14 protein-coding genes and 2 tRNA genes are annotated in these 17105 nt (G+C 65.5%); 14 read left to right on the top strand and 2 right to left on the bottom strand.

The window, feature by feature from the left end; genetic code table 11:
* Positions 1-77: 77 nt before the first annotated feature.
* The 11 genes from leuS (at position 78) to EJB06_RS09875 (ending at position 14645) form a co-directional block, all read left to right on the top strand.
* Positions 78-2720, top strand: coding sequence for a leucine--tRNA ligase (leuS, locus tag EJB06_RS09925; RefSeq protein ID WP_126073833.1), 2643 nt, complete (start codon positions 78-80; stop codon positions 2718-2720).
* 3 nt (positions 2721-2723) lie between these two features.
* On the top strand, positions 2724-3242 hold the full coding sequence (locus tag EJB06_RS09920) for an LPS-assembly lipoprotein LptE (RefSeq protein WP_126073832.1): 519 nt from the start codon (positions 2724-2726) through the stop codon (positions 3240-3242).
* Between the two features lie 7 nt (positions 3243-3249).
* Positions 3250-4266 carry a DNA polymerase III subunit delta gene (gene holA / locus EJB06_RS09915; protein ID WP_126073831.1) on the top strand — a complete coding sequence of 339 codons (1017 nt, stop codon included), beginning with the start codon at positions 3250-3252 and terminating at the stop codon, positions 4264-4266.
* A 60-nt stretch (positions 4267-4326) separates the two neighbouring features.
* Positions 4327-5592: a glutamate-5-semialdehyde dehydrogenase gene (locus EJB06_RS09910; RefSeq protein WP_126073830.1), complete on the top strand. Its 1266-nt coding sequence runs from the start codon at positions 4327-4329 to the stop codon at positions 5590-5592.
* Positions 5593-5607: 15 nt separating this feature from the next.
* Positions 5608-6018 (top strand): CopD family protein, encoded by a 411-nt coding sequence (locus tag EJB06_RS09905; protein ID WP_126073829.1) that lies wholly within the window; start codon positions 5608-5610, stop codon positions 6016-6018.
* Positions 6019-6028: 10 nt separating this feature from the next.
* Positions 6029-6628, top strand: coding sequence for a 2-hydroxychromene-2-carboxylate isomerase (locus EJB06_RS09900; RefSeq protein WP_126073828.1), 600 nt, complete (start codon positions 6029-6031; stop codon positions 6626-6628).
* Between the two features lie 188 nt (positions 6629-6816).
* Entirely contained in the window at positions 6817-8019 is a 1203-nt protein-coding gene (locus tag EJB06_RS09895) for a THUMP domain-containing class I SAM-dependent RNA methyltransferase (RefSeq protein ID WP_404932166.1), read from the top strand.
* Between the two features lie 2 nt (positions 8020-8021).
* Positions 8022-9302 (top strand): multidrug effflux MFS transporter, encoded by a 1281-nt coding sequence (locus tag EJB06_RS09890; RefSeq protein WP_126073827.1) that lies wholly within the window; start codon positions 8022-8024, stop codon positions 9300-9302.
* 329 nt (positions 9303-9631) lie between these two features.
* The gene (locus EJB06_RS09885) at positions 9632-11848 is read left to right on the top strand and encodes a putative bifunctional diguanylate cyclase/phosphodiesterase (protein WP_126073826.1); all 2217 of its coding nucleotides are present in this window, start codon (positions 9632-9634) and stop codon (positions 11846-11848) included.
* A gap of 113 nt (positions 11849-11961) precedes the next feature.
* A complete protein-coding gene (locus EJB06_RS09880; protein ID WP_126073825.1) occupies positions 11962-13194 on the top strand; it encodes a putative DNA modification/repair radical SAM protein in 1233 nt (410 codons plus the stop codon).
* The gene (locus EJB06_RS09875) at positions 13170-14645 is read left to right on the top strand and encodes a UdgX family uracil-DNA binding protein (protein ID WP_126073824.1); all 1476 of its coding nucleotides are present in this window, start codon (positions 13170-13172) and stop codon (positions 14643-14645) included. The genes EJB06_RS09880 and EJB06_RS09875 overlap by 25 nt, the downstream gene beginning before the upstream one ends.
* Before the next feature lie 19 nt (positions 14646-14664).
* On the opposite strand, the gene EJB06_RS09870 is transcribed toward EJB06_RS09875, so the two are convergent.
* On the bottom strand, positions 14665-15774 hold the full coding sequence (locus tag EJB06_RS09870; RefSeq protein ID WP_126073823.1) for a hypothetical protein: 1110 nt from the start codon (positions 15772-15774) through the stop codon (positions 14665-14667).
* A 279-nt stretch (positions 15775-16053) separates the two neighbouring features.
* Between EJB06_RS09870 and EJB06_RS09865 the strand changes: the two genes are divergently transcribed.
* The 3 genes from EJB06_RS09865 to EJB06_RS09855 all read left to right on the top strand — a co-directional run bounded on the left by EJB06_RS09865 (position 16054) and on the right by EJB06_RS09855 (position 16689).
* A tRNA-Arg gene (locus EJB06_RS09865) sits at positions 16054-16129 on the top strand.
* A gap of 85 nt (positions 16130-16214) precedes the next feature.
* Positions 16215-16288 (top strand) — tRNA-Gly (locus EJB06_RS09860).
* Positions 16289-16383: 95 nt separating this feature from the next.
* Entirely contained in the window at positions 16384-16689 is a 306-nt protein-coding gene (locus EJB06_RS09855; RefSeq protein ID WP_126073822.1) for a hypothetical protein, read from the top strand.
* A gap of 4 nt (positions 16690-16693) precedes the next feature.
* Here the strand turns inward: EJB06_RS09855 and EJB06_RS09850 are convergent, their stop codons facing one another.
* The gene (locus EJB06_RS09850) at positions 16694-16975 is read right to left on the bottom strand and encodes a hypothetical protein (protein WP_126073821.1); all 282 of its coding nucleotides are present in this window, start codon (positions 16973-16975) and stop codon (positions 16694-16696) included.
* Positions 16976-17105: the final 130 nt, after the last annotated feature.

The raw sequence follows: 17105 nt of genomic DNA, 5'->3' as shown, positions 1-17105 counted from the left end.
GTGCCTGTATACGGCATGTGCCAGTATAATGATCGGTTCATATTACTTTTGGCCGCGCCCGCTTGGCCGCACACATCATGCAAGATAAATATAGTCCCGCCGACGTAGAACAAGCCGCCCAAGCCCACTGGAAGGCCATCGACGCCTACAAGGCAGTCGAAAACGACCCGCGTTTCCCGAAAGGGAAGTACTACGCTTGCTCCATGCTGCCTTACCCTTCCGGCAAGCTGCACATGGGCCACGTGCGCAACTATACGATCAATGATGTGATGTACCGCTACCTGCGCATGAACGGCTACAACGTGCTCATGCCGATGGGCTGGGACGCCTTCGGCATGCCGGCCGAGAACGCGGCGATGCAAAACAATGTGCCGCCGGCGCAGTGGACCTATTCCAACATCGCCCACATGCGCGAGCAGATGGAGTCGATGGGCCTGGCGATCGACTGGTCGCGCGAAATGACGGCCTGCAAGCCCGAATACTACAAGTGGAACCAGTGGATGTTCCTCAAGATGCTCGAAAAAGGCATCATCTACAAAAAAACCGGCACCGTGAACTGGGACCCGGTCGACCAGACCGTGCTGGCCAACGAGCAGGTCGTTGACGGGCGTGGCTGGCGTTCCGGCGCGCCCATCGAAAAGCGCGAAATCCCGATGTACTACGCGCGCATCACCGACTACGCCGACGAACTGCTCGACTACGTCGACAACAAGCTGCCCGGCTGGCCGGAACGCGTGCGCGTCATGCAGGCCAACTGGATCGGCAAATCGGTCGGCGTGCGCTTCGCCTTCCCGCACACCATCGCCAACGCCGACGGTACACTGATCGACGACGGCAAGATGTACGTCTTCACCACCCGCGCCGACACCATCATGGGCGTGACCTTCTGCGCCGTGGCGCCGGAACACGCGCTGGCGCAGCACGCCGCCCAGACCAATCCGGAACTGGCGGCCTTTATCGCCGAGTGCAAGCTCGGTAGCGTGATCGAAGCCGACATGGCGACCATGGAGAAGAAGGGCATGCCGACCGGCCTGTTCGTCACCCATCCGGTCACGGGCGAACAAGTCGAAGTCTGGGTCGGCAACTACGTCCTGATCACCTACGGCGACGGCGCCGTCATGGGCGTGCCCGCGCACGACGAGCGCGATTTCGCCTTCGCCAAAAAATACGATCTGCCGATCAAGCAGGTCGTCGCCGTCGAAGGCAAGCAATACTCGACGGACGGCTGGCAGGAATGGTACGGCGACAAGGAGAGCGGCGTCGCCATCAACTCCGGCAAATACGACGGGCTCGACCACATCGCCGCCGTCAACGCGGTGGCGGGCGACCTGGCCGCCGCCGGCCTGGGCGACAAGAAGATCACCTTCCGCCTGCGCGACTGGGGCATTTCGCGCCAGCGCTACTGGGGCACGCCGATCCCGATGATCCACTGCGCCGATTGTGGCGTGGTGCCGGTGCCCGAAAAAGACCTGCCGGTGGTGCTGCCGGAAGACTGCGTCCCGGACGGCAGCGGCAACCCGCTGAATAAACACGAAGCCTTCCTCAAGTGCGACTGCCCGCAGTGCGGCAAGCCCGCGCGCCGCGAGACCGATACGATGGACACCTTCGTCGACTCGTCGTGGTACTACATGCGCTATACCTCGCCGGGCAGCCACGACGCCATGGTCGACGCGCGCAACGATTACTGGATGCCGATGGACCAGTACATCGGCGGCATCGAACACGCCGTCATGCACCTGCTGTACGCACGCTTCTGGACCAAGATCATGCGCGAATTCGGCCTGGTCAAGTTCGACGAGCCCTTCGTCAACCTGCTCACGCAGGGCATGGTGCTCAACGAAACCTACTACCGCGAAGATGACGCCAGCAAGAAGACCTGGTACAACCCGGCCGACATCGACCTGACCCTGGACGACAAGGGCCGTCCGCAAGGCGCCACGCTCAAGAGCGACGGCCAGCCGGTCATCATCGGCGGCACGGAAAAAATGTCGAAGTCGAAGAACAACGGCATCGACCCGCAAGCCCAGATCGGCCAGTACGGCGCCGACACCGCGCGCCTGTTCACCATGTTCGCCTCGCCGCCGGAGCAGACGCTCGAGTGGTCCGACAGCGGCGTCGAAGGCGCCAGCCGCTTCCTGCGCCGCGTGTGGGCGTATGCCTACGCGCAGTCGCCGCGCATCGCTTCAAGCCTGGCCGCGAGCGACAAGGCCGACGGCGGCGAAGCGCACAAGACCCTGCGCCGCGAACTGCACAAGATCCTGCAGCAGGCCGACTACGACCTGAAACGCATCCAGTACAACACGGTCGTCTCGGCCTGCATGAAGATGCTCAACACAATGGAATCGGCCAAGCTGGAAGACGGCGCGGCCACCGACGCCGTGATCGCCGAAGGCCTGTCGATCTTCCTGCGCGTGCTCAACCCGGTCGCGCCGCACATCACCCACGTGCTGTGGGAAGAACTGGGCTACGCCAGGGTCCATGGCGACATCCTCAACGTGCAGTGGCCGCAGGTCGACCCGGCCGCGCTGGAACAGGCCGAGATCGAGATGATGATCCAGGTGAACGGCAAGCTGCGCGGCTCGATCAAGGTCGCCAAGGATGCCGACAAGGCGTCCATCGAAGCGATGGCGCTGGCCTGCGAAGCGGTGCAGAAGTACATCGAGACGCCGCCGAAAAAGGTGATCGTGGTTCCCGGCAAATTGATCAGCATCGTGGTCTGAGCGATGACCACCTTTCGCTCCGCCACCGTGCTGCGCGCGACTGCCGCGCTGGTGCTGCTCGCGTCCCTGAGCGCGTGCGGCTTCCAGCTGCGCGGCGCGAACGGCCAGTTCAAGATGCCGTTCAATAGCATCTACCTGTCGTTCCCCGAAACCTCGGCCCTCGGCACCGAGTTGCGGCGCAACCTGCGCGGCGGCGACGACGTGCGGGTGGTGGCCGACGCGGCCCAGGCCGAGACCCTGTTCGACGTGCTGTCCGAGACGCGCGGCAAGCAGATCCTCTCGCTCAACGCCCAGGGCCGCGTGCGCGAATACCTGCTCACCTACACGCTGGTGTTCCGCCTGCGCGACAACAAGGGCGCCGAGCTGCTGCCGGCCACCGAAATCTCGCTCAAGCGCTCGATCACCTTCGACGAGAGCCAGGTGCTGGGCAAGGAATCGGAAGAAGTGCTGCTGTACCGCGACATGCAGACCGACCTGGTCCAGCAGATCCTGCGCCGCCTGGTGGCGGTCAAACCGACATGAGCATGCGATGCAGCTAAGGGTTGACGCGCTCGAAGGGCACCTGGCCAAGACCATCGCGCCGCTGTACGTCATTTCCAGCGACGAGCATCTGCTGGCGCTGGAGGCGGCCGACAAAATCCGGCGCGCCGCGCGCGCCAACGGCTACTCCGAACGCGACGTGCTGACGGTGGAGCGCACCTTCAAATGGGGCGAGCTGCTGGCGGCCAACCAGGCCCTGTCGCTGTTCGGCGACAAGAAGCTGATCGAACTGCGCATCCCGACCGGCAAGCCGGGCAAGGATGGCGGGGCGGCGCTGCAAAGCTACGCCAAGGACCTCAGTCCCGACAACCTGACCCTCATCACCCTGCCCAAGCTGGACTGGCAGACCGCCAAGGCGGCCTGGGTCGGCGCCTTGCAGCAGGCCGCCGTGTACATCGACATCCCCGCGGTCGAGCGTCCCCAGCTGCCCGGCTGGATCGGCACGCGCCTGGCCGCGCACGGCCTCTCCGCCGACCGCCAGTCGCTCGACTTCATCGCCGACCGGGTCGAGGGCAACCTGCTGGCGGCGCACCAAGAGATCCAAAAGCTCGCCCTGCTGCACGACCCGGGCAAGCTGACCTTCGAACAGGTGCACGACGCGGTACTGAACGTGGCGCGCTACGATGTCTTCAAGCTGTCCGAAGCCATGCTGGCGGGCGATCCCGCGCGCCTGGTGCGCATGCTGGAAGGGCTGAAAGGCGAGGGCGAGGCGCTGCCGCTGGTGTTATGGGCGGTCGCCGAAGAAATCCGGACGCTGTTAAAATTGAAATCCGGGATGGCGCAGGGACGGCCGCTCGGCGTGCTGCTCAAGGAACACCGCATCTGGGGTCCGCGCGAACGCATGATGGAGCCGGCGCTGCGCCGCATCTCGCTGCCCACCCTGGAAGGCGCGATGCGCGACGCCGCGCAGGTCGACAAGATGATCAAGGGCCTGCGCGCCAAAGGCTTTGCGGGCGACGCTTGGGATGCAATGCTGCAGCTGGCCCTGAAAGTAACGCGCGGATAGACCGCTGCGGCACGCTGGCATGGTGCCGGCGCGACGGATGCGCTTCACCTGGACGAGACAATGAACATTACCGAATACATGCAACAGGTCGGCCAGCGCGCCCGCGCCGCTTCGCGCGCCATGGCGCGCTCCGACAGCGCCACGCGCAACCGCGCGCTGCTGCTGATCGCCGACGCCATCGTGCGCGATGCCGCGCTGCTGCGCGCCGCCAATGCGCGCGACCTCGATGCGGCGGCCGCCGCCGGCCTGGCGCCGGCCATGCTGGACCGCCTGCAGCTGTCGGACAAGGCCATCGACACCATGGTCGAAGGCTTGCGCCAGATCGTCTCGCTGGCCGACCCGATCGGCGAAATCTCGAACATGAAATTCCGCCCGAGCGGCATCCAGGTGGGCCAGATGCGCGTGCCGCTGGGGGTGATCGGCATCATCTACGAAGCGCGTCCGAACGTCACCGTCGACGCGGCGGGGCTGTGCATCAAGAGCGGCAACGCGACCATCCTGCGCGGCGGCTCGGAAGCGATCCACTGCAACCGCGCGCTGGCCGCCATCGTGGCCGAAGGCCTGGCCGGCGCCGGCCTGCCGCAGGATGGCGTGCAGATCGTCGACACCACCGACCGCGCCGCCGTCGGCGCGCTGATCACCATGCCCGAGTACGTGGACGTGATCGTGCCGCGCGGCGGCAAGAGCCTGATCGCGCGCCTGATGGCCGAGGCCACGGTTCCGATGATCAAGCACCTGGACGGCATCTGCCACGTCTACATCGACGGCAAGGCCGATCTGGACAAGGCCGTGGCGATCGCCTTCAACGCCAAGTGCCACCGCTACGGCACCTGCAACACCATGGAAACCCTGCTGGTGGCGCGCGCCATCGCCCCGGCCGTGCTGCCACGCCTGGCCGCCGTGTACGCGGAAAAGGCAGTCGAGCTGCGCGCCGATCCGGAAGCGTTCGCGCTGCTGGCGGGCTATCCGCACCTGGTGGCGGCCGTGGAAGAGGACTGGTCCACCGAATACCTGGCGCCGGTGCTGGCGCTCAAGCTGGTCGACGGCATGGACGCGGCGATCGAGCATATCAATACCTATTCGTCGAAGCACACCGAGGCGATCGTCACCGAAGACTACAGCGACGCCCTGCGCTTCCTGCGCGAAGTCGATTCGGCCTCGGTGATGGTGAACGCCTCGACCCGTTTCGCGGACGGCTTCGAATACGGCCTGGGCGCCGAAATCGGCATCTCCAACGACAAGCTGCACGCGCGCGGCCCGGTCGGGCTGGACGGCTTGACGTCCCTCAAATACGTGGTGTTCGGCCACGGCGAAGTCCGCACCTAACTACTTTGGATTGTCATGCTCTGGATTAAAGCGTTTCACATCGTCTTCATCGCCTCCTGGTTCGCCGGGCTGTTTTACCTGCCGCGCATTTTCGTCAACCTGGCGCAGGAGACCAACGACGTCGCCAGCGCGCGCCTGCTGCTGATGGCGCGCAAGCTGCTGCGCTTCACCACCATGCTGGCGGTGCCGGCGGTGCTGCTCGGGGTCTGGCTGTGGCTGGGATATGGCTTCCGCGGCGGCTGGATGCACGCCAAGCTGACGCTGGTGCTGCTGGTGATCGGCTACCACCACGCCTGCGGCTCGCTCCTGAAAAAATTCGAGAACGGCGCGAACAAGCGCAGCCATGTCTGGTACCGCTATTTCAACGAGGTGCCGGTGCTGCTGCTGGCCGCCATCGTGATCCTGGTCGTGGTCAAACCCTTCTGACGGGGGCTTCATGAGTAAAACGGTTCAGTATTTTTTCGCGCCGCAGTCGCCCTGGGCCTACCTGGGTCACGAGCGCTTCGTGGCCATGGCGCAGGCGCGCGGCGCGCTGATCGACATCAAGCCCTTCGACCTGGGCAAGGTGTTCAGCGTCTCCGGCGGGCTGCCGCTGGCCAAGCGCGCGCCGCAGCGCCAGGCCTATCGCCTGCAGGAGCTGGCGCGCTGGTCCAGGCATCTGGGCTTGCCGCTGATTGCGCATCCGACGTTTTTCCCGGTGCCGCCCGATGCGGCGGCGCGCCTGATCATCGCGGCGCGCACCGGCCTGGGCGCCGATGCGGCCCTGGGGCTGACCGGCGCCATCATGCGCGCGCTGTGGGCCGAGGACCGGAATATCTCGGACGAGGATACGCTGGCGCAGATCGCCAGCGCCTGCGGACTCGATGGAAAAATGCTGGTCAAGTCGTCCGCCACGGCCGGCGTGCAGGAACAGTACGACCGCAACACCGATGAAGCCATGGCCGCCAGCGTGTTCGGGGTGCCGTGGTACGTGGTGGACGGGGAGGGGTTCTGGGGACAGGACCGGCTCGATTTCGTGGAGCGCGCATTAAGTTAGCTTCACCGTTCGCGCCATCTTCAAAACCGTCGTCCCCGCGCAGGCGGGAATCCAAGTAAATCCGCGCCATAGCCACGAACTTGGGTTCTCGCCGGGGCCGCCTCGGCGCGGGAACGAGGGCGGTTGCAGTAACGATTTAACGATTTAACGATTTAACGATTTTTCACAACGGACAAAGGGTTCACCACATGCCATCATTTTTCTGCCCATGCCCACGCGGCATGGAAGCGGCGCTTGCCGAAGAACTGGGCGAAATCGCCCTCGCCAGCACCACCATGAAGGTGCACAACCAGGTTCCCGGCGGCGTGCACTGCTCGGGCGACCAGCTTGATGCCTACCGCATCAACCTGCATTCGCGCATCGCCTCGCGCGTGCTGATGCGCATGGCGCACGCCAGCTACGCCAACGAGAACGATATCTACGACCTGGTCCTGGCCCAGCCCTGGGAAGACTGGTTCAGCGTCGACCACACCATCCGGGTCGACGTCACCGCCGTCAAGTCGCCCCTGCGCAGCCTCGAATTCACCACGCTCAAGATCAAGGACGCCATCTGCGACCGCTTCCGCGACCAGTTCGACAAGCGCCCCTCGGTCAACACGCGCGAGCCGGACATGCGCATCGTCGGCTTCCTCGACAACCGCAACTTCACGGTCTACCTGGACACCTCGGGCGAAGCCCTGTTCAAGCGCGGCTGGCGCGAAGAAACGGGCGACGCGCCGCTGCGCGAGAACCTGGCGGCCGGCATGCTGCGCGTCTCCGGCTGGAAGCCGGGCACGGTGCTGTTCGATCCGATGTGCGGCTCGGGCACCATCCTGATCGAAGCGGCCCAGATGGTGCAGGGCATTCCGCCCGGCGCGCGCCGCCGTTTCGCCTTCGAGAAGTTCCACAACTTCGTGGCCGCCCCGTGGCAGGACATGAAGAACGCGATCAAGCCGCATCCGCTGCCGGCCGAACCGACCATTTTCGGCAGCGACATCTCGGGCGACATGGTGGCCATGACGCGCCATAACCTGAAAATCGCCGGCATCCTGTTCGACGTCCCGCTCAAGCAGATCGAGGCCCAGGAAGTCAAGGCGCCGACCGAGCAGCCGGGCATCCTCCTGACCAACCCGCCGTACGGCGAGCGGATCGGCGTGCGCGGCGACAGCACCATTCCGGCCGACGACATGTCGGTCGCCTTCTACTCGGCGCTGGGCACCACGCTCAAGCAGCGCTTCGCCGGCTGGACCGTGTTCCTGTTCACCGCCGACCTGAGCCTGCCCAAGCTGCTGCGCCTGAAAGAAGCGCGCAAGACCCCGTTCTTCAACGGCGCGCTCGAATGCCGCCTGTTCAGGTTCGACATGGTGGCCGGCTACAACCGGCGCGAAGAAGCCAAGCCGAAACCGGAGTAAGCATGTTCCCCAGCCCGCCGCCCGACCTGCCGCCGGATCCCGTCACGCCGGTGCCGCCGCCGCCGCCGAAGCGGCGCGCAGTGCCCGGGACGGTGGGGCTGGCGACCCTGCTGGCCGGGCTGTCGATGCTGGGACCGTTCTCGATCGACGCCTACCTGCCGGCCTTTCCCAACATCCAGGCCTCGCTGCACGCCACCCCGATCGAGGTCCAGCAAACCCTGACCGCCTACATGCTGGCCTTTGCCGGCATGGTGCTGTGGCATGGCGCGCTGGCCGACGCCTTCGGACGGCGCAACGTGGTGCTGTGCGCGCTGGTGGTGTTCGCGATCGGCACCTTCGGCTGCGCCGCCTCGCATTCGGTGCACTACCTGTGGATCTTCCGCATCATGCAGGGCGTCTCGGCCGGGGCCGGGGTGGTGGTGGGACGCGCCATCATCCGCGACCTGTACGACGATGCGCCGGCGGCGCGCCTGCTGTCGCTGGTGACGATGATCTTCACCATCGCGCCGGCCATCGCGCCGATCCTGGGCGGCTGGATCGTCAAGTATGCCGACTGGCGCACCATCTTCCTGGTGCTGCTGGCCTACACCGTGATCCTGTTCGTGTACTGCTACCGGCGCCTGCCCGAAACGCTGCCGCCGGAGAAGCGCCAGGCCTTCAATCCGCGCTACCTGTGGCAGAACTACAGCGCCATTTTCAGCTCGCCCCTGTTCCACATGAAGGCCGGCATCGTGGCCTGCAATTTCTCCGGCCTGTTTTTGTACATCTCGGCCGCGCCGGTGGCGCTGCCGCTGCACCTGGGCCTCGGGCCCGACCAGTTCGGCTGGCTGTTCATTCCCTCGGTGGGCGGCATCTTCCTGGGGGCGCTGGCGGCCAACCGCATCGCCGGCAAAATGACCTTTGCGCGCCAGATCGGCATCGGTTTCGGCTTCCTGCTGACGGCCGCCGCCGCCAATCTGTTGTATCACAGCGTCTTTACGCCGGCGCTGCCGTGGAGCGTGCTGCCGATGTTTTTCTACACCTTCGGCATGTCCGTGATCGCGCCCGGCGCCACCCTGCTCGCGCTCGACCTGTTCCCGCACATCCGTGGCACTGTCGCATCCTGCCAGTCGTTCGCCACCACCCTGCTGGGGGCGCTGGTGGCGGGCGTGATCGCGCCCTTCCTGTCGCATTCGATGCTGTGGCTGGCCCTGGGCCAGGTCGGCTTTGCCTTGTGCGCCCTGGGCTTGTGGGTGGCCTCGCGCCTGTACCGGCGCAGCCGTCCGGCGGCCCTCGCATCGTGAGCAATCACAACACTTGACAATAAAAGTTTTGCTTTGAGTAACGTTCCTCGGGTCAACATTCGTGCATATATGCTAAGATAGCCGTTTTTTAAACCTGACACGCTGTCCAAATCGCGCGCGCGCCAGGTGTGTGATCCATTCGTCGTGGCCGCATCGGCTTGTGCGCCACCTCCAACCATCGACCATTTGGCGGCAGTTTTCGACACCATGCAGCATTCGGACAAGCATCTTCGCACACGGCCAGGGCGCGCCCTGGCCCCACAGTTTTGCGCGCCGGCCGGGCCAGGGCGCGGGGCGGATGCGGACCATGGATTCCGGTTAAGGCTCCAATGAACGACCATCCTGCCAGCGCGCTGTTGCCGACCGAGGCCGGGAGCGACGCGCTGCCGCGCATCCTGCTGATCGACGACGAACCGCGCCTGCTGTCGGCGCTGCACGAGCTGCTGCGCGACCGCGGCTTCGAACTGGTGACCGCCAAAAGCGGCGCCGAGGCGCTGGCGCAGCTGAGCGGGCGGCGCTTCGACCTGGTGCTGCTCGACCTGCGCCTGCCCGACATGAGCGGCCATGAGATCATGGACTTCATCAACGAGCGCGAGATCGACGCCGACGTGATCGTGATGAGCGGCGACGTCGGCATCGAAGCGGCCATCGGCGCCCTCAAGCGCGGCGCCTACGATTACCTGCGCAAGCCCTACAGCCGCGAAGAGATGCTCAAGACGGTCGGCAACGCGCTGCAGCAGCGCAGCCTGGCCCACGACAACGAGCGCATCGCCTCGCAGCTGGAAAACTCCGAAAAGCTGTACCGCTACCTGGTCGACAGTTCGCCCGACATCATCTACACCCTCAATCACGAGGGCCGCTTCACCTTCGTCAACGACCGCGCCTTCCAGCTGCTGGGCTTTACGCGCGAAGACCTGATCGGCCAGCACTACACGATCCTGGTGCACGACGAGGACCTGGAGCGCGCGCGCTATGCCTTCAACGAACGCCGCGTCGACGAGCGCGCCTCGCGCAATGTCGAACTGCGCCTGAAGTGCCATGCGCGCGCCGGCCAGGACCGCGAGTTCAACACCACCCTGATGACGATCTCGCTCAATTCGATGGGCATGCATGTGCCGGACAACGACGTCAAGAAGCTGGAGTTCTACGGCACCTACGGCGTGGCGCGCGACATCACCGACCGCAAGCGCGCCGAGGAAGTGATTTCGTACCAGGCCTACCACGACATCCTGACCGACCTGCCGAACCGCATGCTGTTCAAGGACCGCCTCGGGCTGGCCATCATCCAGGCCAAGCGCAAGCTGACCGAGCTGGCCGTGATGTTCATCGACCTCGACCGCTTCAAGCTGGTCAACGACACGCTCGGCCACGTCAAGGGCGACGAGCTGCTGCAGCAGGTCGCGCTGCGCCTGAAGCAATGCCTGCGCGAGGGCGACACCCTGGCGCGCCAGGGCGGCGACGAATTCACCATCGTGCTGCCGGAACTGGCCGGACGCGGCGAAGCGCAAGCCATCGCCGAGAAGTTCCTGGCCTGCCTGCACCTGCCGTTCGACCTCGATGGGCACCAGGTGCACATTTCGGCCAGCATCGGCATCGCCATCTATCCGGGCGACGGCGAGTCGATCGACGAACTGCTGCGCCATGCCGACATCGCCATGTACCAGGTCAAGGCGCTGGGCAAGAACGGCCACAGTTTTTATCACAACTCGATGCTCGACGTGTCGCACCAGAAGATCGCGCTCGAACAGAGCCTGCGCAAGGCGCTCGAACAGAACGAGCTGGAAATGTACTACCAGCCGCAGATCGACGTGATCACCGGGCGCATCATCGGCGCCGAGGGGCTGATGCGCTGGAACCATCCGCAGCGCGGCCTCCTGACCGCCAACGAGTTCCTGCCCTTCGCCGAAGACAATGGCCTGATGCTGCCGATTTCGGACTGGATGCTGGGCGCCCTGTGCCGCGACATGCTGGTCTGGAACGAGAACGGCGGCGAGGCGATCCGCCTGTCCTTGAACTTGTCGCCGCAATACCTGGACCGCGGCGACTTTTTCGAGAAGATGCGCGGCGCGCTGCTGCGCTACGGGATTTCGCCGGCCCAGATCGAAGTCGAAATCACCGAGAATATCTGCATCCGCAATCCGCAGTACGCGATCGAGCAGTTGAACAAACTGTGCCAGCTGGGCGTGTCGGTGGCGATCGACGATTTCGGCACCGGTTATTCGTCGCTGTCCTACCTGCACCGCTTCCCGATCCACACGATCAAGATCGACCAGTCGTTTGTGAAGGAAATCCACGACGAGCAGGGACATTATCCGGTGATCCTGGCGATCATCTCGATCGCGCGCGGCCTCGGCCTGCACCTGATCGCCGAAGGCGTGGAAACCGAGGTGCAGGCGCGCTACCTCAAGTCGAACGGCTGCCTGACCATGCAGGGCTACCTGTTCCACCATCCGGTGTCGCTGGGGCGCTTCCTCGACGTGCTGCAGGAGCAGGAAGCGCAGCTGGCGGCCTGCCGCGCCAGCGTGCCGCAGGCCAAGCGCGCCTGATCCGGCCGCCGCGGGCCGGCGTCGCATTCCCGCACAGGGCGCGCACAGCGTGTGCGCCGCGCCAGGGGAATGGTGTACCATACTGTATATATATACAGTTGAGCGCCAAGCCCATGGAACTGACCGACAAGCTCGAAATCCTCGCCGATGCGGCCAAATACGACGCTTCCTGCGCCAGCAGCGGCGCGCCCAGGCGTTCGTCGGAGGGCAAGGACGGCATCGGCGCCACCAACGGCATGGGCATCTGCCACAGCTATACGCCGGACGGGCGCTGCGTGTCCCTGCTCAAGATCCTGCTGACCAATTTTTGCGTCTACGACTGCCAGTACTGCGTCAACCGGCGCACGTCCAACGTGCCGCGCGCGCGCTTTTCGGTCGATGAAGTGGTCAAGCTGACTGTCGATTTTTACCTGCGCAACTATATCGATGGCCTGTTCCTCAGTTCCGGCATCATCCAGTCGGCCGACTACACCATGGAGCAATTGGTGGCGATCGCGCGCCAGTTGCGCGAAGTCCACAACTTCCGTGGCTATATCCACCTCAAGACCATTCCCGACGCCGACGCCGCCCTGATCGCGGCCGCCGGCAAGTATGCCGACCGGCTCAGCGTCAACATCGAGCTGCCGACCGAAGGCAGCATCACGCGCCTGGCGCCCGAAAAAAGCGTGCACACCATCAAGCTGGCGATGGGCTCGATCCGCCGCAAGCTCGACGAAAAGGCCGAAGAGCCGCGCGCGTCCAAGTTCGCGCCGGCCGGGCAGAGCACGCAGATGATCGTCGGCGCCGACGCCAGCGACGACCAGACCATCCTCAACACCGCCGAAACCCTGTACGGCAGCTACAAGCTCAAGCGCGTCTACTATTCGGCCTTCAGCCCGATCCCGCAGAGCCCCGACAGCGTGCCGCTGGCGCCGCCGCCCATGCAGCGCGAACACCGGCTGTACCAGGCCGACTTCCTGATGCGCGGCTATGGCTTCAACGCGGCCGAACTGCTGCCGGCGGCCGGCAACCTGGCGCTCGACATCGACCCCAAGCTGGCCTGGGCGCTGGCGCACCGCGAGCATTTCCCGATGGACCTGAACATGGCCGACGAGACGATGATCGCGCGCATTCCGGGCATCGGCCTGCGCAACGCCAAGCGGCTGGTGGAACTGCGCCGCCTGCGCCGCATCCGCTACGCCGACCTGACCCGCCTGCGCTGCAGCATGAAAAAAATCGCCCCCTTCATCGTCACGGCCGACTACCGGCCGGCCTCGGACACCACCGCGTCCGAGGTCCTGCGCCGCTCGATGGCCGAGCATTCACCTCGGCAGCTGGATTTATGGGCGGAATTGCAGGCGGCGTAAGCGCGGCCGCGTCCGCCGCGGCGGGGCGTCCGGTCCTGGTCCATTCCTTCGAGCAATGGCGCCACGCCGCGCGCGACTTGCTGGCGCACAAAGTGCCGCCCCACGCGGTGCAATGGATTTCGCACAAGGACGATGGCGATCTTTTTTCGCAGGGCGCGGAACCGGCGGCCGCGCATGCGGTCCAACCGGACAGCAAGTCCACCATGCGCATTCCGCGCCAGCTGATGGACATGCTGCAAAGCGCGGCCTGCTGCCGCGTGCCGAACCGCTGGGCCTTCCTGTATCTCGTGCTGTGGCGCTGGCAACAGGGCGAAAAAGACGTGCTCTCGGCCGCCGACGAAGACGGCGCCCGCCTGCACGCCATGGTCAAGGCGGTGCACCGCGAGGAACACGACATGCATGCCTACATCCGTTTCCGCGAACGGCGCGAAGACGCCGGCCCGCCCCGTTTCGTGGCCTGGTTCGAACCGGCCCACGACGTGCTGCCGCAGGTGGCGCGCCACTTCACCAGCCGCATGGGCAAGGTCAGCTGGATGATCGCCACGCCCGAGGCCAGCGTGCTGTGGGACGGCGCCACCCTGCACAGCACCGGCCCGCTGATGCGCGGCCCCGAAGACATCGACGATGCCGGCGAAGCCCTGTGGCTCACCTATTACCGCAGCATCTTCAACCCGGCGCGCCTGAACGCCGACCTGATGCACGGGCACATCCCCACGCGCTTCTGGAAAAACCTGCCCGAAGGCGCTGTCGTGCCCGAGATGGTGTCGCAGGCGGCGGCCGGGGCGCGCAAGGTGGGCCAGACCCACAGCGTGGGGCAGCGCGGCGGCACCGTCATTCCCATTTCCGCCGACAAGGCCCAGCCGCAGCGCGACGCGCCGACCACGCTCGACCAGTGCCGCCGCTGCGAACTGTGGCAGCACGCGACCCAGGCGGTCGGCGGGGTCGGCCCGCAGGCGGCGCGCATCATGCTGGTGGGCGAGCAGCCGGGCGACCAGGAAGACCTGGCCGGCTTGCCCTTTGTCGGTCCGGCCGGGCAACTGCTGGACCGCGCCATGGCCAAGGCCGAGCTGGACCGGCGCGCGATCTACCTCACCAATGCCGTCAAGCACTTCAAATGGGAACCGCGCGGCAAGCGGCGCATGCACAAGACCCCGGCCCAGCGCGAGGTCGATGCCTGCGCCTACTGGCTCAGTAGCGAGCTGGAGCAGGTCCAGCCCGAGGTGGTCGTTGCCCTCGGCAGCACCGCGCTCAAGGCGGTGACCGGCAATCCGCACGCCACCCTCAAGGAGGTGCTGGGCAAGCCCTTCCTGCACGAGGGACGCTGGGTGGTGGTGGTGTACCACCCGTCGTATATCCTGCGCGTGCCGGGCGAGGACATGAAGGCGCAAGCCTTCGGCGTGATGGTCGACGGTTTCCGCCAGGCGCGCGAACTGGCGGCGCCGCTGTCATGAGGCGGGACACGGTCGGACCTCAGGCAAGTTGGCGCACGCCGATGCAGCGCACCAGCGCAATACTGGCGCCGTAGCAGAGGGCGACGATGGCGCCCACCAGCGCATAGCAAAGCGGCCCCGGCTGCTGCATCAGGCGGTGTCCGAACAGGTCGGCGCCGAGTGCGGTGAGCAGCATCATCAAGGGAAAATGAAACAGGAAGGCCACGCTGGCGCCGTCGGCCAGCTGGCGGTTCAGGCGGGCCAGCAGGGAGGGCGCCGCGCCGGCCGCCGCCGGGGCCATCGGGCGGTGGTGGAGCACGCTGGCGACGGCGGCAAATCCTATGCCGACGAGCACGTACTTCCACAGCATCAGCCATGTTCCCCATGGAGCCGGCAACAGGTCGGTGCGGGCTCCCGCGAGGCGCGAAAACACGATCGCCGCCGCCAGCAGGGCCCAGGCCGCCAGCGGGTGGAGCAGGGGGCGCGGCCACGGTCCGCGCAGGCCCACTGCCACGCCCAGCAGCCAGACCGTCAGCCAGGGCCAGAAGGTGGACGGCATCCACAGCGCCAGCGCCAGCAGCAGCGCCGCGCCGCTCGCCGCGTCCGAGGGCGCGTGGCTGCGCCAGGCGCGCCGCAGCAGCACCAGCAGGCAGCAGGACCACCAGAGGTAGGCATACAGATACAGCATGCCGTTGCTGCCGAAGGTGGGCGCCAGCGCGGGTTGCAGCATGAACAGGTTGCCGAGAAACGCACTCCAGCTCAGGGTGACCGTGCTAAACGCCGGAAAGTCCGAGTACAGGCCCGATCCGTTGAGAAAATGCGCGCCGGCCAGGTCGAGCAGGCCGCCCAGCGCCAGGACCGGCAACAGCGCCAGGTGCGAGCGCCACCAGCGGCCGAGCAGGGCACGGTCGCCCTGCGGCGCCGGCATGCGCCGCAGGAACAGGCCGGCGAAGATGCCGTTGACGACGAAGAAGACGGCGAACGCCTCGTGTCCCAGTCCGCTGAGGAAATAGAATGCCTGGTCGAGCCACGAGCGCGCCTGCACTGTCTCGTAGTCGACGAACATGAGGAAGCGCACGTGGTACACGAGCGCCGTCATGGCGCTGATCCACAGCGACATATCGAGAAATGTTGCAAAGCGCTTGCTCATGTCGCTCTCCTTTACACGGCCCGGGCGGCAGCCCGGCGGCCCATTGTCGATGCAGGCGACTGGCACGGGTTTGTGGTCCGACAAAGTCGCAGGCCTCGGCCCGAAGTTTGGGATGACTGCTTGCAAGCCCGGCCCGCACCGGGAGAAAAGGGCGGGTGGGCGCGAAATCCTGAGGGCAAGATGACGACGGATTCGAAATCCCTTGGGTAGAGGGCGGCGGGGAGCTTATAATGCCTGCGACCGTCCAGGTCGTCCAGGCGTCCGAAGCGGACCAGGAATGCGGCTGTAGCTCAATGGATAGAGTATTGGCCTCCGAAGCCAAGGGTTGTGGGTTCGATCCCCGCCAGCCGCACCAACAAGACAATCGGCCTTGCCCATCCTCATTTTGAGGCGAGGGAAACTTGTCGGTAACAGTCGATCCAGCGTAGAATGCCTTGCACGCGGGTGTAGCTCAATGGTAGAGCAGAAGCTTCCCAAGCTTACGACGAGGGTTCGATTCCCTTCACCCGCTCCACCGACTCCGGCACCGATCCACACTTGCCGCCGGAGCGGACCGGTTCCACGCATTTCTGGACCCACCGCAGGCATCCGTCAATCCCTGAAGTCCACATGAAACTCCTTGCCCGCGCTTGCCTCTCGTTCGCGCTACTTTTGCTCGTGTCCGCCACTGCAGCGGCGGACGTGCCGGCCGACGAAACCAGCTGCGACCGCACGCCGCGACCAGGCGTGGCCGAAGTATTGTTTCTCGACCCAAAGGGCAGAGGACATGCGATGGCCTATCCGATCGGCCACAGCGTGCAGCAGATCCTCGCCGCCTTGCGCCGCCTTGCGCCGCCTCAAGACGCACATCCCGGCCGGCGCAACGCCTTTGTCCTTGCCCGGCAAGTGAGCCACGAGGGAAGCGGGGCGCCGTGACAGGCTAGAACGGCAAAACGCCCGCATCAGCGGGTCCGGCATCGACATCGATCTCGACAAACTCGACATGCTCAAGCTGCACCAGCGCCAGCAGTTCGCTGGTCTGGAAGGTGGCGTACGCGCGAAAGCCATTGTCCTCGATCGACACCAGCATGATCGGCAGGGTAGGAAAATGCGGCTGCAGGCGCGTGAGCATTGCCGGTCCGCGCTCGGGCAGGGTGTCGGCCGAATCGACCAGCACGATTGCCAGCGCAGACCTGCCCACGTTGATGCAGGCTGCCTTCATTCGGCCCCTGCTTCGCGTCGCTTGCCAGCGCCCAAGTTAGCTACGCACAGGGCCATGGCGAGGGGCTTGGATGCCGAACGTAATTTTTTCATCGCACACATTTCTCGGGTGCTTTCAACATGGCAGCCTT

The organism is Massilia atriviolacea, from assembly GCF_003953935.1.
GTDB lineage: Bacteria > Pseudomonadota > Gammaproteobacteria > Burkholderiales > Burkholderiaceae_D > Telluria_A > Telluria_A atriviolacea.
The sequence above is the reverse complement of the archived record's forward strand: the minus strand, read 5'-3'. Positions and strand labels throughout refer to the sequence as shown.

Excerpts from the sequence above, each read along its gene's own strand:
- EJB06_RS09870 (WP_126073823.1), bottom strand. The coding sequence starts at position 15,774 with ATGAGCAAGCGCTTTGCAACATTTCTCGATATGTCGCTGTGGATCAGC.
- EJB06_RS09855 (WP_126073822.1), top strand. The coding sequence starts at position 16,384 with ATGAAACTCCTTGCCCGCGCTTGCCTCTCGTTCGCGCTACTTTTGCTC.
- EJB06_RS09920 (WP_126073832.1), top strand. The coding sequence starts at position 2,724 with ATGACCACCTTTCGCTCCGCCACCGTGCTGCGCGCGACTGCCGCGCTG.
- EJB06_RS09875 (WP_126073824.1), top strand. The coding sequence starts at position 13,170 with ATGGGCGGAATTGCAGGCGGCGTAAGCGCGGCCGCGTCCGCCGCGGCG.
- EJB06_RS09905 (WP_126073829.1), top strand. The coding sequence starts at position 5,608 with ATGCTCTGGATTAAAGCGTTTCACATCGTCTTCATCGCCTCCTGGTTC.
- EJB06_RS09895 (WP_404932166.1), top strand. The coding sequence starts at position 6,817 with ATGCCATCATTTTTCTGCCCATGCCCACGCGGCATGGAAGCGGCGCTT.
- leuS (WP_126073833.1), top strand. The coding sequence starts at position 78 with ATGCAAGATAAATATAGTCCCGCCGACGTAGAACAAGCCGCCCAAGCC.
- EJB06_RS09885 (WP_126073826.1), top strand. The coding sequence starts at position 9,632 with ATGAACGACCATCCTGCCAGCGCGCTGTTGCCGACCGAGGCCGGGAGC.
- EJB06_RS09850 (WP_126073821.1), bottom strand. The coding sequence starts at position 16,975 with ATGAAGGCAGCCTGCATCAACGTGGGCAGGTCTGCGCTGGCAATCGTG.
- holA (WP_126073831.1), top strand. The coding sequence starts at position 3,250 with ATGCAGCTAAGGGTTGACGCGCTCGAAGGGCACCTGGCCAAGACCATC.
- EJB06_RS09880 (WP_126073825.1), top strand. The coding sequence starts at position 11,962 with ATGGAACTGACCGACAAGCTCGAAATCCTCGCCGATGCGGCCAAATAC.
- EJB06_RS09890 (WP_126073827.1), top strand. The coding sequence starts at position 8,022 with ATGTTCCCCAGCCCGCCGCCCGACCTGCCGCCGGATCCCGTCACGCCG.
- EJB06_RS09910 (WP_126073830.1), top strand. The coding sequence starts at position 4,327 with ATGAACATTACCGAATACATGCAACAGGTCGGCCAGCGCGCCCGCGCC.
- EJB06_RS09900 (WP_126073828.1), top strand. The coding sequence starts at position 6,029 with ATGAGTAAAACGGTTCAGTATTTTTTCGCGCCGCAGTCGCCCTGGGCC.